31 protein-coding genes are annotated in these 25,952 nt (G+C 70.1%); 13 read left to right on the forward strand and 18 right to left on the reverse strand.

Going from position 1 to position 25,952, the window contains the following annotated elements; all coding sequences use genetic code 11:
- Positions 1-325 precede the first annotated feature (325 nt).
- Entirely contained in the window at positions 326-1,333 is a 1,008-nt protein-coding gene (gene gap / locus G3M57_RS03620) for a type I glyceraldehyde-3-phosphate dehydrogenase (RefSeq protein WP_163228779.1), read from the reverse strand.
- A gap of 229 nt (positions 1,334-1,562) precedes the next feature.
- Between gap and G3M57_RS03625 the strand changes: the two genes are divergently transcribed.
- Positions 1,563-2,021 (forward strand): hypothetical protein, encoded by a 459-nt coding sequence (locus G3M57_RS03625; protein WP_163228781.1) that lies wholly within the window; start codon positions 1,563-1,565, stop codon positions 2,019-2,021.
- Positions 2,022-2,024: 3 nt separating this feature from the next.
- Positions 2,025-2,351 (forward strand): cell division protein ZapA, encoded by a 327-nt coding sequence (locus tag G3M57_RS03630; protein ID WP_012284839.1) that lies wholly within the window; start codon positions 2,025-2,027, stop codon positions 2,349-2,351.
- A gap of 42 nt (positions 2,352-2,393) precedes the next feature.
- Here G3M57_RS03630 and G3M57_RS03635 read toward each other — a convergent pair whose 3' ends face one another.
- Together G3M57_RS03635 and G3M57_RS03640 are read right to left on the reverse strand one after the other, a co-directional pair.
- Positions 2,394-3,590: a patatin-like phospholipase family protein gene (locus tag G3M57_RS03635; protein ID WP_163228783.1), complete on the reverse strand. Its 1,197-nt coding sequence runs from the start codon at positions 3,588-3,590 to the stop codon at positions 2,394-2,396.
- 118 nt (positions 3,591-3,708) lie between these two features.
- On the reverse strand, positions 3,709-3,915 hold the full coding sequence (locus G3M57_RS03640; RefSeq protein WP_056758838.1) for a cold-shock protein: 207 nt from the start codon (positions 3,913-3,915) through the stop codon (positions 3,709-3,711).
- 291 nt (positions 3,916-4,206) lie between these two features.
- Between G3M57_RS03640 and G3M57_RS03645 the strand changes: the two genes are divergently transcribed.
- Complete coding sequence (locus G3M57_RS03645; RefSeq protein ID WP_056759066.1) at positions 4,207-4,446, forward strand: hypothetical protein; 240 nt, start codon at positions 4,207-4,209, stop codon at positions 4,444-4,446.
- A gap of 75 nt (positions 4,447-4,521) precedes the next feature.
- Positions 4,522-4,680, forward strand: a complete 159-nt coding sequence (locus G3M57_RS03650; protein WP_163228785.1) for a hypothetical protein — start codon at positions 4,522-4,524, stop codon at positions 4,678-4,680.
- Positions 4,681-4,711: 31 nt separating this feature from the next.
- Here G3M57_RS03650 and G3M57_RS03655 read toward each other — a convergent pair whose 3' ends face one another.
- Both G3M57_RS03655 and pgsA read right to left on the reverse strand, forming a co-directional pair.
- Positions 4,712-5,788: an ISAs1 family transposase gene (locus G3M57_RS03655; RefSeq protein ID WP_163228787.1), complete on the reverse strand. Its 1,077-nt coding sequence runs from the start codon at positions 5,786-5,788 to the stop codon at positions 4,712-4,714.
- 103 nt (positions 5,789-5,891) lie between these two features.
- A complete protein-coding gene (gene pgsA, locus G3M57_RS03660) occupies positions 5,892-6,509 on the reverse strand; it encodes a CDP-diacylglycerol--glycerol-3-phosphate 3-phosphatidyltransferase (RefSeq protein WP_163228789.1) in 618 nt (205 codons plus the stop codon).
- A gap of 258 nt (positions 6,510-6,767) precedes the next feature.
- Here pgsA and G3M57_RS03665 point away from each other — a divergent pair, with 258 nt between their 5' ends.
- The 3 genes from G3M57_RS03665 (at position 6,768) to G3M57_RS03675 (ending at position 10,938) form a co-directional block, all read left to right on the forward strand.
- A complete protein-coding gene (locus tag G3M57_RS03665) occupies positions 6,768-8,048 on the forward strand; it encodes an MFS transporter (RefSeq protein ID WP_163233641.1) in 1,281 nt (426 codons plus the stop codon).
- 125 nt (positions 8,049-8,173) lie between these two features.
- Positions 8,174-9,340 (forward strand): saccharopine dehydrogenase family protein, encoded by a 1,167-nt coding sequence (locus G3M57_RS03670; protein WP_163228791.1) that lies wholly within the window; start codon positions 8,174-8,176, stop codon positions 9,338-9,340.
- Positions 9,341-9,405: 65 nt separating this feature from the next.
- On the forward strand, positions 9,406-10,938 hold the full coding sequence (locus G3M57_RS03675; protein WP_163228793.1) for a cation:proton antiporter: 1,533 nt from the start codon (positions 9,406-9,408) through the stop codon (positions 10,936-10,938).
- 49 nt (positions 10,939-10,987) lie between these two features.
- Here the strand turns inward: G3M57_RS03675 and G3M57_RS03680 are convergent, their stop codons facing one another.
- Positions 10,988-13,393 (reverse strand): DEAD/DEAH box helicase, encoded by a 2,406-nt coding sequence (locus G3M57_RS03680; protein WP_208789649.1) that lies wholly within the window; start codon positions 13,391-13,393, stop codon positions 10,988-10,990.
- On the opposite strand from G3M57_RS03680, the gene G3M57_RS27115 reads away from it, so the two are divergent.
- Positions 13,380-14,195, forward strand: a complete 816-nt coding sequence (locus tag G3M57_RS27115) for a hypothetical protein (RefSeq protein ID WP_208789650.1) — start codon at positions 13,380-13,382, stop codon at positions 14,193-14,195. The genes G3M57_RS03680 and G3M57_RS27115 overlap by 14 nt on opposite strands.
- A gap of 149 nt (positions 14,196-14,344) precedes the next feature.
- Here G3M57_RS27115 and uvrC read toward each other — a convergent pair whose 3' ends face one another.
- Genes uvrC through G3M57_RS03695 form a run of 3 tightly spaced genes read right to left on the reverse strand, consistent with a single transcriptional unit; the run spans position 14,345 to position 16,846 of the window.
- Positions 14,345-16,255 (reverse strand): excinuclease ABC subunit UvrC, encoded by a 1,911-nt coding sequence (uvrC, locus tag G3M57_RS03685; RefSeq protein WP_163228795.1) that lies wholly within the window; start codon positions 16,253-16,255, stop codon positions 14,345-14,347.
- A 19-nt stretch (positions 16,256-16,274) separates the two neighbouring features.
- A complete protein-coding gene (locus G3M57_RS03690) occupies positions 16,275-16,553 on the reverse strand; it encodes a type II toxin-antitoxin system RelE/ParE family toxin (protein ID WP_163228797.1) in 279 nt (92 codons plus the stop codon).
- The gene (locus G3M57_RS03695; RefSeq protein ID WP_230983829.1) at positions 16,550-16,846 is read right to left on the reverse strand and encodes an antitoxin; all 297 of its coding nucleotides are present in this window, start codon (positions 16,844-16,846) and stop codon (positions 16,550-16,552) included. The genes G3M57_RS03690 and G3M57_RS03695 overlap by 4 nt, the downstream gene beginning before the upstream one ends.
- Before the next feature lie 60 nt (positions 16,847-16,906).
- Between G3M57_RS03695 and G3M57_RS03700 the strand changes: the two genes are divergently transcribed.
- Positions 16,907-17,527, forward strand: coding sequence for a TIGR02466 family protein (locus G3M57_RS03700; RefSeq protein ID WP_163228799.1), 621 nt, complete (start codon positions 16,907-16,909; stop codon positions 17,525-17,527).
- Between the two features lie 7 nt (positions 17,528-17,534).
- On the opposite strand, the gene G3M57_RS27700 is transcribed toward G3M57_RS03700, so the two are convergent.
- Positions 17,535-17,669 (reverse strand): YdgA family protein, encoded by a 135-nt coding sequence (locus G3M57_RS27700; protein WP_162251661.1) that lies wholly within the window; start codon positions 17,667-17,669, stop codon positions 17,535-17,537.
- A gap of 127 nt (positions 17,670-17,796) precedes the next feature.
- On the opposite strand from G3M57_RS27700, the gene G3M57_RS03710 reads away from it, so the two are divergent.
- On the forward strand, positions 17,797-18,348 hold the full coding sequence (locus tag G3M57_RS03710; RefSeq protein ID WP_163228801.1) for a YbhB/YbcL family Raf kinase inhibitor-like protein: 552 nt from the start codon (positions 17,797-17,799) through the stop codon (positions 18,346-18,348).
- Here the strand turns inward: G3M57_RS03710 and G3M57_RS03715 are convergent.
- Positions 18,327-18,995, reverse strand: coding sequence for a DUF998 domain-containing protein (locus G3M57_RS03715; RefSeq protein WP_056758856.1), 669 nt, complete (start codon positions 18,993-18,995; stop codon positions 18,327-18,329). The two genes, G3M57_RS03710 and G3M57_RS03715, sit on opposite strands and share 22 nt — an antisense overlap.
- Before the next feature lie 122 nt (positions 18,996-19,117).
- Positions 19,118-20,773, reverse strand: a complete 1,656-nt coding sequence (locus G3M57_RS03720) for a M20/M25/M40 family metallo-hydrolase (protein WP_163228803.1) — start codon at positions 20,771-20,773, stop codon at positions 19,118-19,120.
- Between the two features lie 219 nt (positions 20,774-20,992).
- Between G3M57_RS03720 and G3M57_RS03725 the strand changes: the two genes are divergently transcribed.
- Both G3M57_RS03725 and G3M57_RS03730 read left to right on the forward strand, forming a co-directional pair.
- Positions 20,993-21,184, forward strand: coding sequence for a hypothetical protein (locus G3M57_RS03725; RefSeq protein WP_056758862.1), 192 nt, complete (start codon positions 20,993-20,995; stop codon positions 21,182-21,184).
- A 97-nt stretch (positions 21,185-21,281) separates the two neighbouring features.
- Positions 21,282-21,521: a flagellar basal body rod C-terminal domain-containing protein gene (locus G3M57_RS03730; RefSeq protein WP_056758864.1), complete on the forward strand. Its 240-nt coding sequence runs from the start codon at positions 21,282-21,284 to the stop codon at positions 21,519-21,521.
- An 87-nt stretch (positions 21,522-21,608) separates the two neighbouring features.
- Here G3M57_RS03730 and G3M57_RS03735 read toward each other — a convergent pair whose 3' ends face one another.
- Both G3M57_RS03735 and G3M57_RS03740 read right to left on the reverse strand, forming a co-directional pair.
- Positions 21,609-22,430 (reverse strand): anti-sigma factor family protein, encoded by an 822-nt coding sequence (locus G3M57_RS03735; protein ID WP_056758867.1) that lies wholly within the window; start codon positions 22,428-22,430, stop codon positions 21,609-21,611.
- Positions 22,427-22,927, reverse strand: a complete 501-nt coding sequence (locus tag G3M57_RS03740; protein ID WP_188916207.1) for a sigma-70 family RNA polymerase sigma factor — start codon at positions 22,925-22,927, stop codon at positions 22,427-22,429. Before G3M57_RS03740 ends, G3M57_RS03735 begins: the two co-directional genes overlap by 4 nt.
- A gap of 128 nt (positions 22,928-23,055) precedes the next feature.
- Here G3M57_RS03740 and G3M57_RS03745 point away from each other — a divergent pair, with 128 nt between their 5' ends.
- Positions 23,056-24,330 (forward strand): S8 family serine peptidase, encoded by a 1,275-nt coding sequence (locus G3M57_RS03745; RefSeq protein ID WP_082564647.1) that lies wholly within the window; start codon positions 23,056-23,058, stop codon positions 24,328-24,330.
- Between the two features lie 17 nt (positions 24,331-24,347).
- Here G3M57_RS03745 and G3M57_RS03750 read toward each other — a convergent pair whose 3' ends face one another.
- The 4 genes from G3M57_RS03750 to G3M57_RS03760 all read right to left on the reverse strand — a co-directional run bounded on the left by G3M57_RS03750 (position 24,348) and on the right by G3M57_RS03760 (position 25,942).
- Positions 24,348-25,043, reverse strand: coding sequence for an HAD family hydrolase (locus tag G3M57_RS03750; RefSeq protein WP_056758870.1), 696 nt, complete (start codon positions 25,041-25,043; stop codon positions 24,348-24,350).
- 68 nt (positions 25,044-25,111) lie between these two features.
- The gene (locus G3M57_RS03755; RefSeq protein ID WP_163228805.1) at positions 25,112-25,288 is read right to left on the reverse strand and encodes a hypothetical protein; all 177 of its coding nucleotides are present in this window, start codon (positions 25,286-25,288) and stop codon (positions 25,112-25,114) included.
- A 107-nt stretch (positions 25,289-25,395) separates the two neighbouring features.
- Positions 25,396-25,527 (reverse strand): hypothetical protein, encoded by a 132-nt coding sequence (locus G3M57_RS27705; RefSeq protein WP_269141730.1) that lies wholly within the window; start codon positions 25,525-25,527, stop codon positions 25,396-25,398.
- A gap of 124 nt (positions 25,528-25,651) precedes the next feature.
- Complete coding sequence (locus G3M57_RS03760) at positions 25,652-25,942, reverse strand: DUF1272 domain-containing protein (protein ID WP_056758877.1); 291 nt, start codon at positions 25,940-25,942, stop codon at positions 25,652-25,654.
- Positions 25,943-25,952 lie beyond the last annotated feature (10 nt).

The raw sequence follows: 25,952 nt of genomic DNA on the forward strand, positions 1-25,952 counted from the left end.
ACGCTGACCGCGAAAACACCGAGGAAGACAAGGAAGAGCACGGTCGCGGGGGCGGGCGTCCGAGAATTTGAAAGGTCTCGAGCCGGCGCGGATTTCGCCATTCGCCAAATCGCGGCCAACCAGACGACTGGTCCTAGCAGTAACGCGACCGCCAAGGGCCAACCGTCCGTGGAAAACTGGATAGGCGTGATGTCGCAATGCGAGCCGCACCAAGCGGTCCGCCATAGCAAGGCGGTGCTGAAGTGAACACCGACCGCCGCCAACAGATAGGCCGCTGGCCAGGCCGTCAGACCCAAGAGCCCTATGCCTAGCCAGCGTTTCATTCTCAGAGGAACTTCGCCATCACCAGGGCCGTGTCGGCCATCCGCGTCGCGAAGCCCCATTCGTTGTCGTACCAGCTGAGCACGCGAACCAGCTTGCCCTCGATGACCTGGGTCTGGGGCAGGGCGGCCGTCGAGCTGGCGGCGATGTGGTTCAGGTCCGACGAGACCAGCGGGTCGGTGGTGGTGAACAGCACGCCGTTCATGTCGCCGTCGGCGGCGGCCTTCAGGGCGGCGTTGACTTCGTCGACCGTGGTGTCGCGCGAGGGCACGACCTTCAGGTCGATGACCGAGACGTTGGGGGTCGGCACGCGGATCGACGAGCCGTCCAGCTTGCCCTTCAGGGCCGGCAGCACAAGGCCCAGGGCCTTGGCGGCGCCGGTCGAGGTGGGGATCATGCTCAGGGCCGCGGCGCGGGCGCGGTAGAGGTCCTTGTGCATGGTGTCCAGCGTCGGCTGGTCGCCGGTGTAGCTGTGGATCGTGGTCATGTAGCCGCGCTCGATGCCGACCAGGTCGTGCAGGACCTTGGCCACCGGGGCCAGGGCGTTGGTGGTGCACGAGCCGTTGGAGACGACGATGTCCTCGGCGGTCAGGGTGTCGTGGTTGACCTTGTAGACGATGGTCTTGTCGGCGCCGTCGGCGGGGGCCGAGACCAGCACGCGCTTGGCGCCGGCCTGCAGGTGCAGGGCGGCCTTGTCGCGGGCGGTGAAGATGCCGGTGCACTCGAACGCGATGTCGACGTTCAGGTCCTTGTGCGGCAGCTCTTCAGGGTTACGGATCGCCGTGACCTTGATCTTGCCCAGGCCGACGTCGATCCAGTCCTCGCCCGAGGTGACCACGCCCGGGAAGCGGCCGTGGACGCTGTCGTAGCGCAGCAGGTGGGCGTTGGTCTCGACCGGGCCCAGGTCGTTGATCGCGACGACCTCGATGTCGCGGCGCGCATGCTCGGCGATGGAACGCAGGACGAGACGTCCGATCCGGCCGAAGCCGTTAATGGCGACGCGAATGGCCATGAGGTCTTTCTCCTAACGAGCGTCCGGCCGAGGCGACCGGCGTTACCTTGATTTTGCAGCGCGTTTTGCGGTGCGGGGCGGGGAAGTCAACCCCAAGAAACCTGTGCGAGCGCTCACATTGGATGACCTATTGTTATCCGCGCGGTTTCGTCGCCCAATTGTCGCCATGGCGGGTGGCGAAGCAGGCCGCAGTCTATATGTTGCGCTGCATGACCGTTGGACGATGCCGATGACCCCGGGCGAAGGGAACGCCCTCGAACTGGCCGCGCGCCGCCTGGAGCGCGCCGTCAGCCAGCTGGAGCAGAAGATCACGGCCGAGCGCACCGCGCGCCTGGCCGCGTTTTCGGCCGCCGCCGCGGCGGCTTCGGCGTCGTCGACAGGCGCCGCGTCCGACGATCTGGGCCTGTTCGACGCCGAGGCCCAGGCCCAGGCGGAGTCCAAGGCCGCCCGCCTGGCGCTCGACCTGGAAGCCGCTCGGGCCCGCGAGAAGGCGCTGGAGGAGGCCGGCGAGCAGGCCTCCGAGGCCCTGGGCCGCGCCATCGCCGAGATCCGCGCCGCCCTGGGCGACGAGAGCCTGATCACCGAGGGCGTCCACGACGATGAGGACGACCAGGACGACGGCGCCGAGGCGGGCGACCTGTTCGGCGACCTCGACCACGATGACGGCGTCACGGAACGGGAGGCCTGATCCATGGCCCAACTGACCATCCAGGTGAACGGCCGGCCCTACACCGTCGGCTGCGAGGACGGGCAGGAAGCCCACCTGCTGGAGATCGCCCGCCTGTTCGACCGCCAGGTCCGCCAGGTCAGCCAGGACGTCGGCCAGCTGGGCGAAACGCGGCTGTTCCTGATGGGCGCGCTGCTGTTGGCCGACGAGCTGTCGGACCTGAAGCTGCGCCTGGCCCACGCCCAGTCGGAACTGGCCCGCCTGCAGACCGAACAGACCCGTGTCGAGATCCGCGCCATAAAGGCCCTGGACGCCGCCTCAGAGAAGATCGAAGCCCTGGTCCAGGGATAGGGCGATCGATCGCGGCTCCGATATTTCCAGGCCTGCCTAAGATCACTTGCCGCTGATCGCCGGCGGGGCGGGAACGGCGGGCGGCACGTCGGACGGGCCGTTCGGGTCGTCCGGCAGCGCCCAGGCCCAGCCCGCCTCGGCCCGTTCGCGGCCCAGCTGGAACAGGGCCGCGCGGTTCTTGGCGTCGAAATCCAGGCCCGAGGTGTCGGCGTCGGCGCTGTCGGGGATGGCGCTGTAGAACAGCTGGCCGCCGTTGCGCCGGGCGAAGCCGTAGCTGGCCGCCAGGTGGGTGCGCATCAGGGCCTTGCTCATGGCGTCCCATGAGCGTCCGACGATCGACAGGGCCCCGCCCTTGGTGAAGCCGAAACTGCCGTCGACCTTGCCGTTGACGATCACGTACATCCGTCCGGGCCGGGCCGAGTTCTTGGCGGCGGTCCACAGCAGCAGCGATTCGGGCGCCACGAAGAACGGGATGGTGACTCCGCCGTCGACATGCATTTCCGACAGCTCGCGGCCCTTGCCCTCGATCTGGATCAGGGTGGGCGGGAAGACGCCGGGAATGCTGGTCGAGGCGACCAGGACGCGCTTGAACAACTCCTTGGACGCGTCGTCGCCGCGGCTGGCGATCGCGCCCATGTCCCAGATCACCGTCTCTTCGGTGTCGAGATTGGTGGTGGCGATCAGCAGGCGGCGGCCGCGCCGGTGCTCGGCGACGATCGCCTGGAGCATGTCGTCGGTCACATAGGCGTCGACCAGCTGGCGCAGGGCGGCGCTGCTGTAAAAGCTGGGATGGAACAGCACGCCCAGGCCGCGGGGCTTGAGGATCCGGCCGGCCTCCTTGCCGGTATAGGCCTGCGTCAGGCGGTCGTCCCAGCTGGGGCCGAGGAAGGCGAACGGAGCGGTCAGGGCCCCGGTCGAGACGCCGGTGACGATGTCGAATTCGGGCCGCTCGCCGCGCTTGGTCAGGCCCACCAGCACGCCGGCGCCATAGGCCCCGTTGGAGCCGCCGCCCGACAGGGCCAGCACGTCGAAGGTGCGCTGGGCTAGGGCGCGCTTGCGAGCCGGGTCGCCGAACCGGACGGCGGCGTCCTTGTCGCTGGCGTTGAAGCGGATGTCGGCCAGGCCCTTGGGCGGCGGCCCGGCCAGGTCGCTGGCCTGGAACGCCGGGCGCGACAGCGACCCGCAGGCGCACAGGCTCAGGGCGGCCAGGAGGAGGGCGAGGAGGCGGGCTGGACGCATGGGCTGTGGGCTCGCTGCCTAAACCTTCGCCCCCTGTTACGCCCCCACGGGAAGCGCGCAAGAAAAATGGGCCGGCGCCAGGCGCCGACCCATTCCAAATCTCGTGAGCGTGAGGCGATTAAGCCTGCAGTTGGCCCGCCGACATCTTGCCCGAGCGACGATCTTGCTCGAGTTCGTAGGTGATCTTCTGACCTTCATCCAGGCCGCGCAGACCGGCGCGTTCAACGGCCGAGATGTGCACGAAGACGTCGGCGCCGCCGTCGTCCGGTTGAATGAAGCCGAAGCCCTTGGTGCCGTTGAACCATTTCACGGTGCCGGTAGCCATAGTGGTAGTCCTTGCAGTTCGATAGGCGTCGGCGGAGTCGTTCCGCGCGACGATCAAATTTCGTTGGGGGTCGGTGGGCGCGTCCGGCGCTCTCGCAAAGGAGAGCATGGAAAAGCAGGCCGAACGTCAGCGAATTTCGATAAGCCACCATGACCCTCATCCGAGGCCACGGCAAGTGAATTCGTGAATCGACTTGAATCGCGAATAGTTTTGGACCCCAAGCCATGCCTTGAACGTTAAGCAAATTCTCTCGCGCTACTGCGGGAATTGCTGAGTTTCAAGGAGCACGACATGACCCTGATCGAGCGGATTCCTCTGCTGAACGACCGGGAGCTGGTGACGCTCCTGGCCAACGCCCGCCGCCTGGACGTCGTGGGCACCCCGGCTCAGAGGCTGGCCGCGTCGGAGGTCCTGCCCGTGCTCGAATTGGAAGCCTCCAAGCGCCGCCAGGTCACCCTGGAAGCGGCGACCAAGAAGCGCGGCGCGACCGCCGCCAAGCGCAGGGCCGTTGCGGCCGCCGAAGCGGCCTGAGGCTCTCAAAGACGCCTTGCCTCCGTCGTTATTGATAGTCATTCTCAATAACGACGGAGCGCTTCGGAGGCGATCATGGTGTTTCTGACGGCGGGCAGCGGCTGGCTGGCCCTGATGATGCGAGCGGAACGGACCCGGGCCGGCCACGAGCCGCCCGCCGCCGAGTGGCTGTTGCGCGACTCCGAGACCATCGAGGATGACGAGCCGCCGACGGCGCTGCTGGCGGCGGAGTAGGTGTTCTAGGATCCTCCCCTGTGGGGCAGGGCTATCGCATATGACCCAGGAGTGAGAGCAGGAAGGTTTCATCCCAGCCGGCGCGCTTGATCTTGGTCTTGATGGAACCCTTGCCGGGGTGCTGTCGCAGGGTGTTGAGGGCGAGCTTTCGGATCAGGGCGAGGTTTTGCGGTGCGTTGTCCTTGCGGCTGCGCGAGGCGTCCTCCAGCAGGGCCACGTCGAGCACCCAGTGCAGCTGGTTCTCGATGGTCCAGTGGGTCTGGGCGACCTGGAGCATCCTTTCGGGGGACAGGAGCGTGGACAGCAGGAAGAAGCGGACGATGACCGGCTCGGGGGCGCCGGCCCGCTTGCAGTGGGTCTCCACGCGGGCGACGGCGGCCAGGCCGGGAAAGTCCATGTCCTTGGCGGGGACGACCAGGGCGGCGCGGCCCTCGATCCGGTCGTGGCCCTTGGCGGGGCCTTGGAGGGCCTCGTTGGTGGGATCGGCGGCGGCGAGCAGGGCCTGGGCCTTGGCCAGCAGGGTCGGTTGGTTGGCCTTCAGGGCCAGGGCGTAGTCGGCTCCGGTGTCCAGGATGGTCTGGGCGGTGTCGGCCCGGCAGTGCAGGGCGTCGGCGGTGACGATGCAGCCTTCCAGGCCCAGCAGGGCCAGGGCCTGCTGGGCGCCCAGCACTTCGTTGCGGCCCGGCGCCAGGCGCTGGCCGATCACCAGCCGGGCCTCGGCGGCCCAGACATTGACCAGATGCAGCGGCGAGGCCCGGCATCCGCGCTCATAGGCTCCGCGCAGAGCCTTGCCGTCGATCGCCACCACGCCCTTCAAGGCCCCGGCGAAGGCGGCGGTGAACTGGGCGAAGGCCGCTTCGAACGGCTCGGGCGCCAATCGGCGAAACACGCGGCTGAACGTGTCGTGGCTGGGCGGACCGTGCTCCAGCTTCACCACCTGGCGCAGGAAATCCAGCTTGGCCCGCGCGAAGGCGGCCATGTCAGTGCAGTCCTCCGCCCCGCACAGCACCGCCGCCAGGGCCACGAACACCAACTCCAGAAGATCATGCCGAGCGTTCCTCGCCCGCGGATCCTCCATCGCCGAAAAACAAGCCGCGAACGTCTCCATCCGACCGTCTCCCTCTCACAAGGAGACACCCTCAGAATCCCGTTCGGACCAAAAATCCATATGCGATTCCCCTGCCCTGTGGGGGAGGTGTTTTCCGAAGCCCCTAGACAAGCGCCTTGCGCGCCGCTTCCCAGTACTGCGCGCCGGTGATCAGCGTCACCACGGCGGCCAGCCACAGCAGGCCGTGGGTCGCGTAGGTGGCCGGGGTCACCACCGACGGAGCGGTCGGCAGGTGAAAGGCGGACCATGAGGCCAGGACCATCTCGGCCCCGATCGCCACCAGCTGCAGGGTGGTCTTCCACTTGGCCAGCACGGTGACCGGCAGCTTGACGCCCTTGCCGGCGCCGACCTCACGCAGGGCGCTGACGGCGAACTCCCGGAACAGGATCAGGCCCGCCGGCAGGATCACCAGCGGATTGGGACCCAGGGCCATCAGGCCCAGCAGGGCGCCGCAGACCAGGATCTTGTCGCCGATCGGGTCGAGGATCGCGCCCCAGACGCTGACAGCGTCCAGCTTGCGGGCCAGCCAGCCGTCGAAGAAGTCGGTCACCGCCGCCACCACGAACGCCCAGAACGCCCAGCGCTGCAACGACATCTGCTGGTCCACGCTCAGCTGGTCGCTCAGCCACGGCACGCCGCCGGCCGCCGCGGCCAGGGCCACGAACATGAACAGGGCGATGACCAGGCGGGCGGAGGTCAGGATGTTGGGCAGGGCTTTCATGGCGCCGGTTCTAACGCATGAAAGCGACGAAGGGCTATGGGGGCGGATCCCGATCACCAGGGCCGTCGTCGCAAGCCCAGGGCCTGATGACCTGCGAGGGACAAGGCTTGAGGCGATTCCGTCGGTTAGGCTTACCGCCGTGGAATGAACCCATCGTGCGCCGCGCGAAAACCCTGTCGTCGAGGTCGTTTCTGCCCTGGACCAGTTGACGCGGCGTCTTTCGGCCGCCAAGCCATGGCCAAGTTCTTCGAGGGCGTCATGGCCAATACCGACCAACCGACCGCGACCAATTCCAACCGCCGCGTGCTGGCCGCCAGCCTGGTGGGCACGGCGGTGGAGTTCTACGACTTCTACATCTACGCCACCGCCGCCTCGCTGGTGTTCGGCCAGCTGTTCTTCCCGTCCAAGTCGGCCAGCCTGCAGCAGCTGGCCGCCTTCGCCAGCCTGGGCGTGGCCTTCCTGGCCCGGCCTCTTGGCGCCGTGGCCTTCGGCCACTTCGGGGACCGGGTCGGACGCAAGTCGACCCTGGTGGCCTCGCTGCTGCTGATGGGCGGCTCGACCCTGGCGATCGCCTTCCTGCCCACCTACGCCACGGCCGGCTGGCTGGCGCCCGCTCTGCTGTGCTTGCTGCGGTTCGGCCAGGGCTTCGGCCTGGGCGGCGAGTGGGGCGGGGCGGCCTTGCTGGCGGTCGAGAACGCGCCGCCAGGCTGGCGGGCGCGGTTCGGCATGTTCCCGCAGCTGGGCGCGCCGGTCGGCTTCATCGCCGCCAACGGACTGTTCCTGATCCTGGGCCTGGTCCTGACGCCGGACCAGTTCCAGGACTGGGGCTGGCGCCTGCCGTTCCTGGGCAGCGCGGCCCTGGTCGGGGTGGGGCTGTGGGTGCGGCTGAAGCTGACCGAGACCCCGGACTTCGCCGCCGCCATCGCCCACGAGGCGCCGCCGGCCGTGCCGCTGGGCGAGCTGCTGCGCGACCACTGGAAGGCCACCCTCTGCGGAACGCTGGCGGCCGTCTGCTGCTTCGCCGTCTATTACCTGATGACCGCTTTCGCGTTAGGCTACGGCGCCAAGGACCTGGGCTATGGCCGCACCGGCATGCTGAGCGCCCAGTTGATCGCCATCCTGTTCATGGCCGCCGGCATCGTCGTGGCCGGCTACTGGGCCGACGCCGCCAGCCCGCGCCGGGTGCTGATGGCCGGCTGCGCCATGACCGTCGGGGTCGGGATCCTGCTGCCGCTGATGATGGTGGCCGGCTCGCTGCCCACCATCGGCGCCTTCCTGGCGATCGGCCTGCTGGTCATGGGCTTCGTCTACGGACCGCTGGGCGCCTTCCTGCCCGACCTGTTTCCGGCCCGGGTGCGCTACACCGGCGCCTCGGCGGCCTTCAACCTCGGCGGCATCCTGGGCGGCGGCCTGGCGCCGACGATCGCCCAGGCCCTGGCCAACCGGGGCGGCCTGGTCCCGGTGGGGGTCTATCTGGCGGTGGCGGCGGGACTGAGCTTCGTGGGCCTGCTGGCGCTGAAGCCGAAGGCGGCGGCCTAACCCCAAATCCCGCTCATCCCGGCATTCGCCGAGATGAGTGGAATTGGAAGGGCGAACAGTTGTTTGCCCTTGGCGGATATCCGCGCCACTCTGCCTCCAACGATAAGATCTCGGGAGGCGGGCCCATGAACCCTTCAACAGAATTCGACGTCATCGTCCACGGGGCGACCGGCTTCACCGGTCGGCTGGTGGCCGAGCACTTCGCCAACCATCACCCCGACGCCAAGTGGGCGATATCCGGCCGTAGCGCCGACAAGCTGGCCGCCGTGCGTGACGAGATCGGCGCGGCCTCCGACACGCCGCTGATCGTCGCGGACGCCGACGACCCCGCCTCGCTGCGGGCCATGGTCGCGCGGACCAAGGCGGTGCTGACCACCGTCGGCCCGTACCAGCTCTATGGCTCCGATCTGGTGGCCGCCTGCGCCGAGGCCGGAACCGACTATCTGGACCTGTGCGGCGAGCCGGCCTGGATGCGCCAGATGATCGACGCCCACGAGGCGGCGGCCAAGGCCAGCGGGGCGCGGATCGTCTTCTCCTGCGGCTTCGACTCCATCCCGTTCGAGCTGGGCGTCTGGTTCGTGCAGCAGGAGGCGGCCCGGCGATTCGGCGCGCCTGTCGCCCGCGTGAAGGGGCGAGTGCGGGCCATGCGCGGCGGCTTCTCGGGCGGCACGGCGGCCAGCCTGAAGGCCACGATGGCCGCGGCGGCCCGCGACCCAAAGGTGCTGGAGCACCTGAAGGACCCCTTCGCCCTGACCCCCGATTTCGCCGGCCCCAAGCAGCCGCATGGCGCGGCCGTGGCCCATGACGACGACCTGGACGCCTGGACCGCCCCGTTCGTGATGGCGGCCATCAACACCCGCAACGTCCACCGTTCCAACTGGCTGATGGGCCAGCCCTACGGCGCGGACTTCGTCTATGACGAGATGGTGCTGACCGGCTCCGGCGAGGCGGGCGAGGCTGCCGCCAAGCTCGTCACGGCCGCCAACGCCGCGATGGGCGCCGAGAGCGGACCCAAGCCGGGCGAGGGGCCCAGCAAGGCCGAGCGCGAGGCCGGCTTCTACGACCTGCTGTTCGTCGCCCTCGCCCCCGACGGCCGCCAGGTCCGGGCTGGCGTCAAGGGCGACAAGGACCCCGGCTACGGCTCGACCAGCAAGATGATCGCCGAGACGGCCTTGTGCCTGGTCGATACGCCGGAGGCGGCCGGCGGGATCTGGACCCCGGGTGCGGCCCTGCGGGGCAAGCTGGTGGAGCGGTTGCAGGCCAAGGCCGGACTAAACTTCGCGGTCGAGTAGGGCGATCGGCGCTTTTTCCGGCCGACGCCGTTGCCAACTTCGCCGTCCGCGGCGACCCTGGCGCCATGCTGATCTTCGAGTGGATCCTGGCCCTGCTGCTGGGCGCGGTGCTGCTGTCGACCCTGGCCCGGCGGATCGGGGTTCCGTATCCGGCGCTGCTGGCCCTGGGCGGGGCGGCGGTGGCCCTGGTTCCCGGCGCGCCCCGGCTGGACCTGGAGCCGGAGCTGATCCTGGCCCTGTTCATCGCCCCGGTCCTGCTGGACGCGGCCTATGACTCCTCGCTGCGAGACCTGAAGGACAACTGGCGGCCGGTCTCGTCCCTGGTGCTGGTGGCCGTGAGCCTGACCACCTTGGGCGTCGCCTGGGTGGCGCGGCTGCTGTTTCCGGACATGCCCTGGCCGGCCGCCATCGCCCTGGGGGCCATCGTCGCCCCGCCGGACGCGGTGGCGGCCCTGGCCGTGCTGCGCCAGATCCAGCCGCCGCACCGGATCCTCAAGGTCCTGGAGGGCGAGAGCCTGCTGAACGACGCCTCGGCCCTGCTGATCTACCGCCTGGCCGTGGGGGCGGTCGGCGGCGGCTTCAGCCTGGCCCATGCGGCTCCCACCCTGGCCCTGGTGGCCGTGGGCAGCGTGGTGGCCGGCTATGGTCTGGCGCGGCTGACCGGCCTGTTCTTCCACCGCATCACCGACGTGCCCAGTTCGGTGATCGTCCAGTTCGTCTCGACCTTCGGGGTGTGGATCCTGGCCGAGCGGCTGGGCCTGTCGGGGGTGGTGACCATCGTCGTCTACGGCGTGACCGTCGCCTGGCGGCCGGGCGCGCAGCTGTCGGCGCGATTGCGCATCCCGTCCTTCGCGGTCTGGGAGTCGGTGACCGTGGTGCTGAACGTCCTGGCCTTCACCCTGATCGGCCTGCAACTTCGCCCCATCCTGGAGGGTTTGTCGCATCAGGAGCGGTTCGATTACGTGCGCGCCGCCCTGGTGATCCTGGCCACGGTGATCGCCGTGCGGATCGCCTGGGTGATGAGCTACAACACCGCCGTCCGGTTGAAGAACCATTGGTTCGGCGTCCATGTCGCCCGGTCCAGCATGGCCCCGCCCACGGCGCGCGGCGGTTTGGCCGTCGCCTGGTGCGGGATGCGCGGCATGGTCACCCTGGCCGCCGCCCTGGCCTTGCCCGAGGGCTTTCCCTATCGCGACTTCATCCTGTTGGCCGCCTTCGCGGTGGTGCTGGGCACGCTGGTCGTCCAGGGCCTGACCCTGAAGCCGCTGCTTCGGATCCTGCGCCTGCCCGACGACGACCCGGTGCGCAAGGAGCTGAAACTGGCCCGCGCCAAGGCGCTGAAGGCCGCGCTGGCCGAACTGGACGGCGATCGGTCCGAGGCCGCGGACGCGCTGCGGCGGGAGCTGGGCGAGGCCCTGGACCAGACCCGCAAGGGCGCCGACGCCCGCGACTCCGCCGAGAACGCCCTGCGCCGGCGGGTGGTGGCGGTGTCGCGCGAGGCCATCGCCGACCTGCGCCGGCGCGGCGAGATCGGCGACGACGCCTATCGGGCGCTGGAGGAGGAGTTCGACTGGCTGGAGCTGGCGGCGCGGGAGTAAGGGACGTCCACGATTGGGGACAGGCGCATGCGCCTGTCCCCGTCCCCCGTCACGGCTCCAGCGACACCACCGGCAGGACCGCGGCCGCGTGGGCGAAGACGCCGGCGGTGCGCCAGGCGTCGTGGCGGCCGACGACGTACAGCGCCTTCTTGGCCCGGGTCACCGCCACGTTGAGGATGTTGGGGGCGCCGCCCGCCCAGTTTCGCGAGCCGCGGCCGGCGTCTGCGCTGGCCCCCAGCACCAGGATCACGGCCTCGGCCTCCTTGCCCTGGAAGGTGTGGACGGTGCCGACCCGCGTCTCGCCCCAGCGCCGGTGCTGCTTGGCGGGCACGCCCAGTTGCTCAAGCACGCCGCTGCGCACGACCAAGGCCCGCAAGGTGTCGGCGACTTCGCGGAACGGGGCGATTAGGTAGAGATCGGGATCGTGCACGCCCTGTTCGGCCAGCCGCCGCAGCAGGTCCAGCACGACCTGACCCTCGCGCGGGCTCCACTTGGCCGAACTGGACATGACGTCGAGCCAGCAGCTGCCCGGCGCGATCTCGGCCAGGGCCCGGCGGATCGGCGAGGGGGATGGGCTGATCGCGTGGACCATCAGGCCGTCATAGGCGATCGTGTTGGAGATCGAGAACATCGGCTCCTCGCACCGGCGGTGCACCAGCAGCGGCATGCCGATCCGCCGGGCGTCCGCGCCCCAGCCGACGGCGGCGGTCAGGGGGCTTGCGGCGTCGGCCAGGGTCTGGACCGAGGCGCGGGGCGCGGCCCAGACATCTGGATGGGCGCCCCGGCTGGAGAAGATCGACCGCACCAGGCCGGCCGGAACGGTCGAAACGGGCTCGATCTGAAGGGGATCGCCGATGACCAGCGCCCGCCGCGCCCGCCACAGGGCGCCGACGGCGGCTTGGGGCGTGGCCTGGCCGGCCTCGTCGACGATCAGCCACCCCACCGAAGCCTCGCCCAGGCCGTCCATGAGCCGGTCGAGCGAGGCGAAGGTGGTCGAGACCACGGGCACGACCAGGAAGAAGCTGTCCCACAGGGCGTCGAGGTGGGCCGCGGCCCCGGACGGCAGGCGCTTGCCCTTCAGGTGGTCCATCATCAGGGCCAGGTTCGACTTCATCGGCCGGGCGGCGGCGTCGAGGAAGGCGCGGTGCAGGGCCAGGGTGGCGGCGAACCGCTTGTCGCGGGCCTCGGTCAGGGCCGCGTCGGCCCAGGGGCTGGCCGTGTGGATCGCCGCGTGGCCGCTCTCCCAGAAGCCGGGACCGATTTGGTCGCCGTAGAGCGCCCGGCCCTCGGCTTCCAGCCGCAGCAGGGCCTCGCGCCGGACCATGGCCTCGGCTCGGGCCGCCTGGGCCAGGGTCAGCCGGGCCGCGGCGTCGCGGGCCCGCCGGTCGGCGGCGTCCTGCTCGGCGCGCGCCGCCGCTTGGTCCGCCATGGCCCGTTCGAGCAGGGCCAGGGTGCGGGCCTGGGACTGCCGCCAGGCGGTGTCCTGGCCGACCAGCCGCGCCACCCATCCCGGGCGCAGGGCCGCGCCGCCGTCGTGCAGCCGGCGGGCGTCGGCCAGCGCCGCCTCGGCGCGCGTCAGGGCCAGGGCCGCCGCCTCCCGGGTCTCTGCGGCCGCCCGTCCGTCGGCCTGGGCGGTCGCCTCGGCGGCCTGGGCGTCCTCCAGGGCCTGCTGGACGGCCGCGGCGTCGGCCAGCGCCAGGCGCATCTGCTCGCGTCCGGCCAACAGCCGGGCGACAGCGGACTTGCGCTCGCGATAGTCCATCTGGGCCCGCCGCCAGCGCTCGCGCGCCTCGCCCCGCGTGCGGGGCGGGGCTTCGGTGGCGACAATGGCCGGCGGTTCGGCCTCGGCCCGGCCGTTGACGGTGGCCAGGTACTTCTCCAGGCCCCAGTCGGGGTCCCACCAGACGCTTTCGACGAACTCCGAGCGGTTCTTGCGATTGCCCAGCACCGCCGCGACCAGGCCCCAGCAGTCGGCGTCGCCGCCCTGGGCGACGCGGGCGGTATCGGCGAAATAGCGGACGGCGGCCGGATCGTTGACCGCCCCGGCCAGGGGCAGTTCGGCGCTGACATTGCGGACGGCGGCGTTGTTGGACGAGGCCACCACCACGCCGCGCCCGGCCAGGGCCGCCGACGGACGATACAGCACCCGCTTGTGGCCGCTCTCGGCCACCAGCTCGACCGGCGAGAAGGCCGAGGTCGGATCGTCCAGCGCGACCAGGGCGTCGGCGCGGGCTTCCAGCACCGCGGCGATCACGTCGCGCAACAGGGTGGTCTTGCCGGTGCCCGGCGGCCCGTTGATCGACAGCAGGCCGCCATCGGCCAGGTCGCGAACGGCGGCGTTGACCGCCGCCTGCTGCAGGGTGACCAGCTTGGCCGGACGGGGCGCGGGCCAGCGCGCGCCGGGCGTCAGGGCCGGCGCCACAAGGCTCTCCAGCACCGCCTTGTCGGCCAGCACGTCCAACTGTTCGGTCGAGATAGGCCGCCAGGGTCGCGCCGCCCGCCCCGGCCGCAAGCGCCGTGCGCACGCGGTGGAGGTCGCGCAGGTAGAAGCTGTTGATGATGTCGACCGGCTCGCCGTCGGCCTCGCCGACCACGCGGATGGCCACGCGCGGCCGTTCCAGCAGGTCGGCCGGCAGTTCCAGCGCGGTCATGATCGCCGCCATGCCTTCGAGGAACCGCTGTCGCGAGGTGGCGACCTTGCGGCCGTCCAGGTCCAGCTGGACCAGCGCCTGTCCCAGTTGGTGGCGCAACTCGCCCTCCAGGTCGACGAACGCATGCAGGCGGTCGATGTCGCCGGCCAGCACGCGTCCGCACGCCCAGCCGAAACTGGACAGCAGCAGGCTCGAGGGCAGGGCCCGGCCCGCCTCGTCGAAGGCGGCCAGGGCCAGCACCGCCACGCCCACGCCCCGCTCGCGCTCAGGGCCCTCCGGCTGGACCTCGGTCACCAGGCGTTCGACCGCCGGCTCCATCTTCACGAAGCCCAAGGGCACGTACCAGACAAGACGGTCGTCCTCGGACATCGCCAGTCGCTCGCGATCGCCCTCGGGGCCTTCCCAGGGCATCCGGCCGCTGGCCAGGTCGAACGGGAACAGGGCGCGGGGCAGCGGAGCGTCGCGCTGGCCTCTGGGTTTTCGCCTGGCGGGCGGCGGCTCGCGTCCCAGCAGGTCTTCCTGCGTCGCGAAGGTCTGGGGCTGCAGCGCCTCGACCGCCAGCCAGGCGTTGAGCAGAGCGACGGGATCGGGATTGTCCGCCGGTGAGGCCTGCGCGGACGCAGCCTGGCCGAACCTGGACTGAGGGGACGCAACAACCATGGCGCACTCGGCAAGCCTGGACGGAGAACCAGCCGTCTCAGGATTGCACTATTGTCGTCACACGCCTGGGGAGTAAATGGCGCCGCCGCGTTTTCTCAACCTTTGCGGAAGAAGGCGTGGATCCGCTCGGCCAGGGGCTGACTGACGCCGTCGACCTTCATCAGGTCCTCGACCCCGGCCCGAGCCACGCCCTTGGCCGAGCCGAACGCGTGCAGCAGGGCCTTCTTGCGACCGGGACCGACGCCCTCGATCTCGTCGAGCGGGTTCTTCTTCAGGTCCATCGAGCGCCGCGTGCGGTGGGCGCCGATCGCGAAGCGGTGGGCCTCGTCGCGCAGGCGCTGCAGGTAGTAGAGCACCGGCGACTTGGGCTCGAGCATGAACGGGGTCTTGTCGGGCAGGAAGAACCGCTCCAGCCCCGCGTCGCGGTCCGGACCCTTGGCGACGCCGACGATGGCGATGTCGTCGACGCCCAGGTCGGCCATCACCTCCAGCGCCGCGTCCAACTGGCCCTTGCCGCCGTCGACCAGCACCAGGTCGGGACGGGTGGAGCTGTCGCCCTCCTCCTCTTCCTTGACCAGGCGGGCGAAGCGGCGGCGCAGGACCTCCTTCATCATCCCGTAGTCGTCGCCTGGCGTCAGCTCGGTCGAGCGGATGTTGAACTTGCGGTACTGGCCCTTCATGAAGCCCTCGGGTCCGGCCACGATCATGCCGCCGACGGCGTTGGTGCCCTGGATGTGGCTGTTGTCGTAGACCTCGATCCGCTCGGGCGGGGCCTCCAGGCCAAAGGCCTCACAGACGCCGGCCAGCAGCTTGGTCTGGGCCGAGCCCTCGGCCATCTTCCGGCCCAGGGCTTCCTTGGCGTTGGTCAGCGCATGGCCGACCAGGTCGGCTTTTTCCCCGCGCCTGGGCGTGGCGATCTCGACCTTGCGGCCGCTCTTCAGGCAGAAGGCCTCGGCCAGCAGGTCGCGGTCGGCCGGCTCCAGGTTGGTCAGGATCAGGCGCGGGATGGGCTTGTCGTCGTAGAACTGGCCCAGGAACGCGGTCAGGATCCGCTGCTCCTCGCTGGCCGTCTCGTCCTCCTCCTCGGCGTTGCCGGTCACGCGCGGGAAGTAGGCTCGGTTACCCCAGTTCTGGCCGGCCCGGAAGAAGAACACCTGCACGCAGGCCTGGCCGCCCTCGACGTGCAGGGCCACGACGTCGGCCTCCTCCACGGTCTCGGGATTGATCTGGCTTTCCTGGGCCACGGCGGCCAGGGCGCGGATGCGGTCGCGCAGGCGGGCGGCGCGCTCGAACTCCAGGTCCTCGGCCGCGGCCTCCATCTGCTGGGCGATCAGGGCCATGACCGCGCGGGACTTCCCTCTCAAGAAAGCCTCGGCCTGGTCGACCAGGGCCTGGTAGTCGTCCTTGCCGATCAGGCCGGTGCACGGGGCGGCGCAGCGCTTGATCTGGTGCAGCATGCAGGGCCGCGAGCGGGTCTCGTAGACGCTGTCGCTGCACGAGCGCAGCAGGAAGGCCTTCTGCAGGGTGTTGAGCGTGCGGTTCACCGCCCCGGCGCTGGCGAACGGCCCGAAATAGTCGCCCTTGATGGTGTGGGCGCCGCGATGCTTGCGAAGCTGGGGGGCGTCGTGATCGCGGCGGATCATGATCTCGGGAAAGCTCTTGTCGTCGCGCAGCAGCACGTTGAAGCGCGGCTTCAGCGACTTGATCAGGTTGATCTCGAGCAGCAGGGCGTCGGCTTCGGTGCGGGTGGTCACGAACTCCATCGACCGCGTGGCGTCGACCATGTGGGCGATACGGTTGGTGTGGAAGCGGCCCTGGGCGTACTGCACGACCCGCTTCTTCAGGCTCTTGGCCTTGCCGACGTAGAGGACTTCCTCGTTCTCGCCGATCATCCGATAGACGCCTGGCGCGTCGGGCAGGCGCGAGACCTCGTCCTTGATCAGGGCGGCGCCCTTCAGGGCGTTGGCGGGGGCGATGTCGGTCGTCGTATCGGTCACGAGCGACATATAGGCGAGTCTGGCGCGGTCAGCGATCTTCGAGGCTGTGGAAGATGCGCAGGATAATCACGTGCTGGGGCTGCACATCATATTGGAGTACGTAGCCAGCCGAGCCGAAGGGAACGATGAGTTCGCGCAGGCCCTCTGGGATCGCGCGGCCTCGTTCCGGAAATTCGCCTAGGGACTTATAGGCGGCAATGATGACGTGGACCGCCTCGCGCGTGACGTGAGGCGCACGCTCTTCCAGCCATTGCCTGAGGCGGTTCAGGTCGCGTCTCGCCGTCGGCGAGAATTCGACTGTTCTCATTCGCGGACACGAGGGCGAGGCTCCGGCGGAGGAAGTTCGGCGTCGGTTCCCCAGGATCGCATCCACCGCTCGATGTCCTCAAGGGGAATGCCGCCATTGCGCAAAGTCTCGTTCGCCTCGCGCCGAAGCTCCTTCCAATAGGCGTCGTCTTCCTTGCGCGGATCGAGGCCCGTATAGGCGTCGAGGAGTTGCGTGGCGTACTCGTCCAAGCTCTTGCCCAGGTCTTCGGACACAGCCTTCAGCCGCTCGGCAAGCGCCGCATCGATCTTCAGCATGTGATCGCCATCGGCCATGACCAAATGTCCCACCATCCCCGTTTGTCGTCAACGCGGCGGGGCGGTATGACGCCCGCCATGACCCTGCGCCCGCTCTTCGTCACCCACCTCTATGAGGGCAGCCTCGCCGCCGACAAGGGCTTCGAGGCCTTCAACGCCCAGATGGAGGACGCCTGCCGCGCCATCGCCGCCGAGGACCGGGCGGGCCGCGCCTGGGCCAGGGAGAAGGGCTACAGCGGCTACACCTCCTACGCTTCGCTCGACGACCTGCCCCAGCGCGACAGCCTGTTCGCCGACCTGAAGAAGAAGCTCGACCGGCACGCGGCCGCCTTCGCCAAGGACCTGAACCTGGAGCTGGCCGGCGGGCGGCTGGTGATGGACAGCCTGTGGATCAACATCCTCAAGCCCGGCGGCGCCCACAGCGGCCACATCCACCCGCACAGCGTGCTGTCGGGCACGGTCTATGTCGCGACCCCACCTGGCGCCTCGGCCCTGAAGCTGGAGGATCCGCGCCTGCCGCTGATGATGGCCGCCCCGACCCGCCAGGCCGACGCGCCGGAGGACCGCCAGACCTTCGTCTATGTCCAGCCGCGGCCGGGCACGGTGCTGATGTGGGAAAGCTGGCTGCGCCACGAGGTGCCGGCCAACGCCGCCAAGCAGGAGCGGATCAGCATCAGCTTCAACTACGCCTGGCGCTAGCCGGCGATCAGCGGTGAGCTTGATCCTTGGCGTAGTCGGCCATGACGGCGTCGAACCGCTGCTTGTTCTGATAGGTGGTCCAGCCGTAGCCGACGGCCGCCACGACGGCTAGGCAACCGAGGATGATGACGACCTTCTTCACAGCGGCTCCTTCAAGCGAGGCCGCTCTACCTTAGCGGTCGCTCGCGGCCTGTCCAGGCCCCGCCGGACCTGGGCCGTGAACCTTGCGGACGGCGGGCGGGTTTAGCTCCCACAGCCAGGAGCCGCCCATGCCCCACGCCCACACGCCCGACCATTCCGGCGCGGCGATCACCATGCTGAAGGTCCAGCCGTTCGGTGAAAGCAGCCTGATCCTCACCACCCCCGCCACCGACATCAACGGCCGCATCGCCGACCGCCACAGCGCCTATCACGACAATCTCTCGCCGCCCCTGGTCTGGACCCCGGTCCAAGGCGCGGGAGCCTATGCGATCATCGTCGAGGATCCCGACGCGCCTCGGGAACAGCCTTTCGTGCACTGGCTGATCTGGAACATTCCCGGCGAGGCGACCAGCCTGCCCGAGGGCCTGCCGAACGAGGCCAGCCTGGGCCTGGTCGGCGGCGCGACCCAGGGCGTCAACGACAACGGCACGGTCGGCTGGTTTGGCCCACGCCCGCCGGTCGGGCACGGCGTGCACCACTATCACTTCCAGATCTTCGCCCTGGTCGAGCGCCTGCCGTTCGACGAGAAGACGCCGCTGGCCGACCTGGTCAACGCGCTGAAGGGCGACGCCCTGGCCTCCGACGACCTGATCGTCACCTACGAGGCGGCGGGGGCGTAGTCGGGTTCGGCGGTCGGTTCGCGGTCCACTGGAGCGGCCGTCAGGTCGCGGGCTCGCCAGTGGCGGTCCAGGCAGAACGCGGCGATCGCCAGCCACAACAGGCCCAGGAACGCGTGGCCGCGCTGCCAGAAGCCGACGTCGTTGCCGGTGCGGACGTTCCAGACGCCGGTCAGCAGGGCCAGGACCAGCAGCAGGAAGAAGAACCAGCCCAGCGAGAAGCGCGCCAGCCGTCGATGCGCTGGCTTGCCCCACAGGGCCCAGGCGGTGAACAGCGGGGCGAACTGGATGGCCAGTCCCACGCCGCAGGCGCGGTGCATCGGGTCGGGCCAGTGGAACAGGCCGGCGAACAGCGCGCCCAGGCCGGTCATCGCCACCCACAGACCCGCGAAGGCCGAGACCTGGCGGCGGCCCCCGGCGTGTTCCAGGGCCTGGGTGAAGCCGGCCCCGGCCGCGATCCCCGCCAAGCCGGCCAGGATCATGCCGACATTGAAGATCGCCGGATTGGGCGCGGCCGGGCCGCCCAGCTCGCTGATGAACTGCGCGCCGGGCCGGAAGCCGGGGAACATGTGCTGGGCCACCAGGACGTCGGCCACCATGATCGCCGGAACGACCAGGCCGATCCTCAGCAGGTTTCCCACGCTTATCACTCGTCCCGTCTCCGGCTGGTTGGGCCCGTCTAGATCGCGCCGGGCGGGGGCGGGGTCAAGGCTGGATGGCGGCTGACGAGGACAGGCGCCTGCGCCTGTCCCCAATCCTGTCCCCGTCGCTCCTACTTCTTCCCGAACAGGGTCCCGAAGAAGTCGCCCTTGTTCCAGCTGGGGCGGGCCGGGGCGTCGGCCAGTTCGCGGGCGATCTCGTAGTTGACCAGGGCGAAGCGGGCCCCGGCCTGGTAGTTGATCGGTTGGTTCAGGTCGTCGTTGGGCTTGTGGTAGTGGGTGGCCAGGAAGTCCTTGAAGCCCTTCTCGCCGCCGTTCTTGAAGCCGGTCATCAGGAACACCGACGGCACGCCCTGCTCGACGAAGCGATAGTGGTCCGAGCGGGTGAACAGCCCCTCCTCCGGCAGGGGATCGGGCGACAGGCCGATGCCGACGCGGCCGGCGGCCCGGGCCACGGCCGGGCCGATCGACGAGCGGTCGGCGCCGAAGGCCACCACGTCCTGGAAGTCGTACAGCAGGATCGGCATGTCCAGGTTGACGTCGGCGGCGATGCCGGCCTTCGGCACGGTTGGATTGTGGGCGAAATATTCCGATCCGATCAGGCCCTTCTCCTCTGCCGTAACCACCAGCAGTACGATCGAGCGCCTGGGCTTGGTCCGGGCTTCCTTGAAGCCGCGCGCCACCTCCAGCAGGGTGGCCACGCCCGAGGCGTTGTCCAGGGCGCCGTTGTTGATCTTGTCGGCGTCCTTGCCGTGGATGCCCAGGTGATCGAGATGGGCCGACAGGATGATCGTCTGGGCCTTCAGCGTCGGGTCCGAGCCCTCGATCAGCCCGACGACGTTGCTGCTCTGGCGCCTCTCGATCTCGGTCTTCAGCTGGACGGTGACGTTGGCGGGCAGGGCGAAGCCCTTGACCGCGCCGTCCGGCGTCTCGGCCGCGGCCAGCACCGCGTCCAGGCTGGTCGGCGCGCCGGCGAACAGCTTGGCGCCGCCCTTCAAGCTGAGGCTGGCCAGGCCCGGCGCCTCGGCGCCGCGTACATAGGCTGCGCCCTGGGCGTCGTTCCAGGTCATCTTCCATTCCTGGTAGTTGCCGACGTTGCGCGCGAAGGGGCGACGCTTTTCGTAGCTGGTGGTCGGCAGGGTCAGCACCCCGACCGCGCCGCGCCGGGCGGCTTCGGCCCGCTTGACGTTGGTGTTGCTGTAGTGGGCGCGGATCTCGGTCTGCAGGCCGCTGGGGGCGCCGCTGAGGACGACGACGATCTTGCCCTTCACGTCCAGCCCCGCATAGTCGTCACGGCCGCGTTCCGGGGCGACGATCCCATAGCCCACGAAGACCAGAGGCGCGGTGATCGAGGTCTCGGCCTGGCGGGCCTGGGCCGAGGGCAGGTAGTCCTCGCCGAACACCAGGGCGCCGGACTTGCCGTCCGCGCCGGTGTAGGACACGCCGCCCTCGTTGGCGGCCCGGTACGCCGTCAGCGGCACCTGCTGCAGGTAGGAGCCGTCGTCGCCCGCCGGCTTGACGTGCATCAGCGCGTATTGCGAGGCCACGTACTGGGCGGCGATGTCGTAGCCGCGCGTGCCGGCTTCACGGCCCTCCAGCAGGTCGTCAGCCAGGAAAGCCATGTGCGCCTTGATGGCGTCGGCCGAGGGCGTGAAGCCGGCGGCTTTGGCGGCGGCGGCGGGCTTGGGCTTGGCGGTCGCGGCGAAGGCGGGCTGGACGGTCAACAGCAGGGCGACGCCGGCGAGGGCGGCGCGACGGGAGAACGGCATCAAGGCAGGCTCCAAATACGGGCGAGGCCCGTGCAAGCCCGAACCTTGGCCAGCCCCGCTCGGCTTGTCGAGATTTCGCGACCTGAACGTTTTGTAATCTTCGCGAAAAAACGATGCCGAAAGAACGCGTTATCTCAGTCGCGGCCGCGTTTACCGTCTCTGGTCAAGCGCGCTTAAGGGTTCGGGACGAAGCTGGCGAGGACCTCGAAGGAAGACCTCGTGCAGATTCCCGCCAACCGGCCCAGCGCCGGCCTCCAGCGGTCCGCCGCCCCCGCGCAGAGCGCCCCGCCGGTCGACCTTACGCAACTGGCCGTGGCCCAGACCAACGCCAAGATGACGGCCTCCGCCGGCGCGGCCCTGGCCCAGGCGACCGGCGAACTGACCGGGACGCTGGTCAATATCAGCGTCTAGGCGTCCCCCTGGATTCGACGGTTAACCGAATAACTTCACCGTCTTTGCTTAAGGCCGATTAACCGGCGCGCCCGACATTGGCCTGGCAACCAGGGAGATGGGCGTGCAGGTCCTCAACACCGCCGCCGCCGGCATGTTCGCCGCGGCCGACCGACTCAGCGCCAGCGCCCAGCGCACCGCCGCCTGGGGCCTGGAGCAGAGCCAGGCAGAACAGAAGGTCGACCTGGCCCACGAGGCCGTCGAACAGGTCTCGGCCAAGACCGATTTCAAGGCCAACGCCGCCGTCATCAAGACGGCCGACGAGATGACGGGCGCCCTCCTGGACATGAAGGTCTAGGACGGACGTTCGTCCCGTCGGCGCGAGCCGGTCCGGGCTCATCCCGCATTCCCCCCTGCGCGGGTCCGGACCCGCCGCCCTCCGGTCTTACCGGGGGGCGGCCCCTCCCTTTTCGGCGTCAGGCGCGGGTTTCCAGCCGGCGGCCCGCGCCTTGGTTTCGCCGGCCGCGTCCAGCGGCGCTCCGGCGATCATCGCGTCGACCGCGGCCAGGATGGCCGCCGGCGTCTCCGAGCCGGCCATGCGATAGTCTCCGGCCGGACCGGGGCCGGCTGGGCTGACGGCCCGCACGCGCCAGGCGTCCGGATCCCGACAGGCCACGCCGGCGATCGGCGAGCGGCCCGACGCCTGGAACGTCCGGCAATAGACGCCCGACGCGGTCTTGAACGACAGCTTGACCTGCACGGGGCCGGCGGCCTGGCCCGCGCTCTGGCTGTTCAGGGCCTGGGCCAAGGGGCCCGCGGCGATCGGGGCGGGGTCGTCGCCCCCGTTCAGGGTGACGGGCGGAGGCGCGGCCATGCGGCCGATCACCAGGCCGGCGACGAGGCAGGCGGCCAGGCCGATCCAGGCGGGAACGCCCCGCGCCGCCGCGCCAGGCGGCTTGGGAAGTTTGGGCTCGCGCGGCCTGGCCTTCTCCTTGGCCTTGCCCTTGGCTCCAGGGAAGGCGATCACCTCGGCCGGCCTGGAGGCGGGCGGCGGCTTGGCGGCGATCGCCGCGCTCAGGGCCTGGGGCGGCGTCTCGCGCATGACCCCGGCGTGGGCGCCCGACAGCAGCCGGCGCAGCGCGCGCTGGGTCTCGACGCGCAGGGCCAGTTGCGGGTCGGTGGCCATGGCCGCCTCGATCCGCGCCATGTCCTCGGGGGGCAGCTCGCCGTCGACAAAGGCGAAGACCTCTTCGTCCGGAACGGTCATGGCTGGGCTCCTTGGTCGATCAACGCAGTCTGCAATGTGGCCCGGCCCCGGGCCAGACGGCTGGTCAGGGTGCCGATCGGCACCTCCAGGCTGTCGGCGGCCTCCTGGTAGGACAGTCCCTCGATCAGCACCAGGGCGACCGCGACGCGCTGGTCTTCGGGCAGGGCGTCCAGGGCGCGCTCCACCGCCGAGGCCCCCAGCCGCGCCTCCAGAGAGGGCGCGCTGGGGTCGGCCGCCGCGGCGCCCGCCTCGGGCGGGGCCAGGACGCGGCCATGGCGCTGGCGGGCGCGGGCTTCATCGATCCAGGCGTTGCGCATGATCCGAAACATCCAGCTGTCCAATCGCGTACCGGGGCGCCACTGGTCGCGGCGCAGCAGGGCGCGCTCGACGGTCAGTTGCGTCAGGTCGTCGGCGTCCGCCGGCTCCCAGGCCAGGACCCGCGCCATCCGGCGCAAGCGCGGCAGCAGGGTCAGCATCTCCGTCTGGAAGGAATCCAAGGTTCGCCTTCGTCCTATGGAAGAAACGTATCGCCGGGGACGTTTAATCCCTGAGCCTAAACTTATTTCATGCGGGCCGCGATGCGGCCATTGTGACGTTTCGTTCGCCGAGGAAGCCTCTAACCGCCATGCGCCTTCGTGACGCCCTGATCCCGATCCTGGCCGGCCTGGCGACACTGGGCGGCGCGCCCGCCGACGCCCAACTGCTGCCTTCGCCGTCGTCCGTGGTCGGCCGGACCGGGCTGCCGCTGCCGCAACTGCCGCTGGCCGACCGCCTGACGCGCGACGTCGACGCCCTGGCTGATCGCCTGACGCCGGACGCCCTGGCCGCGGCGCGCCTGGACCGGCTGGCTGACCTGGTCCGGGCCCATCCCCGAGCGCTGGAGCTGGACGACCAGGGGCAACCGGTGGTGCGCGGCGAGGTGCTGGCCGTCTCGCCGACGCCCGAGGCCCTGGCGAAGATCACGGCGGCCGGCTTCGCCGTGGCCCGCCAGGCGCGGTCCGACGAGCTGGGCCTGTCCCTGGTGACCCTGACGCCGCCCAAGGGCCTGAGCGCCCGGGCGGCGGTCAAGCGGCTGCGTGAGCTGGATCCCAGCGGCGACTACGACTTCAATCACGTCTATGCCGACGCCGGACTGGGCGCGGCCCTGACGACCTCGGCCGCCGGCCCGGTCGCCGCCCAAGGCGGCGGAGGACGCGCGGGCCTGCTGGATGGCGGCGTCGCGGCCGACCAGCCGGTGTTCACCCGCGTCCAGCTGGAGCAGCGCGGCTTCGCGGACGGCGGGGCGCGGCCCAGCGCCCACGGCACGGCCACCGCCTCGCTGCTCGCCGCCACGGGCGTCGATCGGATCCTGGTCGCCGACGTCTACGGCAAGGGACCCGCCGGAGGCTCGGCCTCCGCGATCGTCGGCGCCCTGACCTGGATGGCCCAGGCCCGGGTTCCGGTGGTCAATATCAGCCTGGTGGGGCCGCCGAACGGCGCGCTGGGAGCGGCGGTCAAGGCGCTGCTGGCCCGGGGCTGCCTGATCGTGGCGGCGGTGGGCAATGACGGTCCGGCCGCGCCGGCGCTCTACCCGGCCTCCTATCCGGGGGTGATCGCCGTGACCGGCGTCGACCGCCGGCGCCGGCTGCTGCCCGAGGCCGGCCGCGCGGCTCATATCGACTTCGCGGCCTATGGGGCCGAGGTCAAGGTCGCCGCGCCCGGAGGACGTCCGGCCAGCGTGCGGGGCACCTCCTACGCCGCGCCCGTGGTGGCCGGCCGGCTGGCGGGCTTGCTCGCCGTTCCCGACCCGGCGGCGGCCCAGCGGGCGGTGGCGCGCCTCGCCGCCCAGGCCGTGGACCTGGGCGCGCCGGGCCCCGACGACCTCTATGGCCACGGCCTGGTCGAGGCCCGCCAGCCCTAGACCCTTCCGGGGAGGGTTCAGGCCAGGCCGTCGACCCACGCAGGCAGTTCCGAAATCGATCCCAGCTCCGCATACCGGGCGTGGTCCTTCGGCGCGGCGGCCGCCTCGTGCGCCCAGACCAGCGGGTAGGGGATCAGGGCCGCCCAGGCGCCCGCGTCCAGGGCGGGGATGATGTCGGACTTGACCGAATTGCCGGCCATCACCGCCTGCTGCGGTCCCGAGCCATGGCGGGCGAACACCCGGCGATAGGTGTCGGCGTCCTTCTCCGACACGATCTCGACCGCGGCGAACAGATCGCCCAGGCCCGAGCCGGCCAGCTTCTGCTCCTGGTGCAGCAGGTCGCCCTTGGTGATCAGCACCAGGCGGTAGCGCTGGGACAGCTGCGCCAGGGCCTTCTCCACGCCGGGCAGGGGCTCGACCGGCTCGGTCAGCATCTCGCGCCCGGCCGCCAGGATCTGGCGGATCACGCCGATGCTGACCTGGCTGTCGGTCAGGTCCATCGCCGTCTCGATCATCGACAGGGTGAAGCCCTTGGCCCCGTAGCCATAGAGCCGCAGGTTACGCTTTTCGGTCTCGGCCAGCCTGGCGTCGATCTGCGCTTCGTCGCCATAGGGGGCCAGCAGCTCGACGAACCGCTTGTGGGTCAGGCGAAAGAGGGTCTCGTTGTGCCAAAGGGTGTCGTCGGCGTCGATGCCGACGGTCGTGACGGGCATGGAAAGCTCTCCGGATCTCGCCCGGTGATACGCCGCGTCGCCGCCTCAGGCCAAGACGCGGCGTGCGGTCAGCCTTCCTCGCCGGCGCCTTCGAACTCGTCGCCGCCGTCGACGCGGAACGTCCGCTCCTCCAGCTTGAGGCGTTCTTGCTCGAACCGATTGGTCAGGTGGAGCATCTGCTCGGTCAGATTCGCGGACACGGCCGAGGCCGGTTCTTCGAAACGATCGTCATAGGAATTGGACATGAAAAGCCACAGGCACAATTAGGGCGCCCCCGCCCATGCTCAGCCAAACGATGTCGGCTACCCGACGTTCCCAAGGCCAAGATAGGTTTTTTGAATCGGGCTCGGATTTAGAAGCTCTGTGTCACGAAGATCACGGCGCTGATCGGGGCCGCGGCGGCCAAGAGCAGGCGCAGCCCAGCATCGACCAGGCCGAACCAATCCGTGACGATGGGGGCGATGCGGGCGACCGGCGGGTTCATGCGACCAACTCCTTTGAAGCTCGACCATGAGCCTCAAGGGGTTAATGCGTCGATCGCGCGAACGGACGCAGCCCCGCGACAAGTTGTTCCAGCTGTGGCGCCGAAGCCGCGCCTTGAAGAGCCGTCACGCCCACGCAGGCGGCGGTCGCCTTTCCTGGGGCGGCGGGCGCACGGGGGCGCAGGCCGGGTGGGCCTTGTAGACGCGCTTCAGCGAAGCTGGGAAGCGATGCAGGGCCGCGCTGGGCCGGATCGGCCGAGCCGACAGGTCGCCGCCGCAGTTGGGACAGACCCCGGAGAATCGCGTTTCCACACAATCGGCGCAGAAGGTGCATTCGAAGGTGCAGATCCGCGCGTCCGGGCTGTCGGGCGGCAGGTCGCGATCGCAGCACTCGCAATTGGGGCGCAGTTCGAGCATGGGCCGTCCT

Source organism: Caulobacter rhizosphaerae (assembly GCF_010977555.1).
Lineage (GTDB): Bacteria > Pseudomonadota > Alphaproteobacteria > Caulobacterales > Caulobacteraceae > Caulobacter > Caulobacter rhizosphaerae.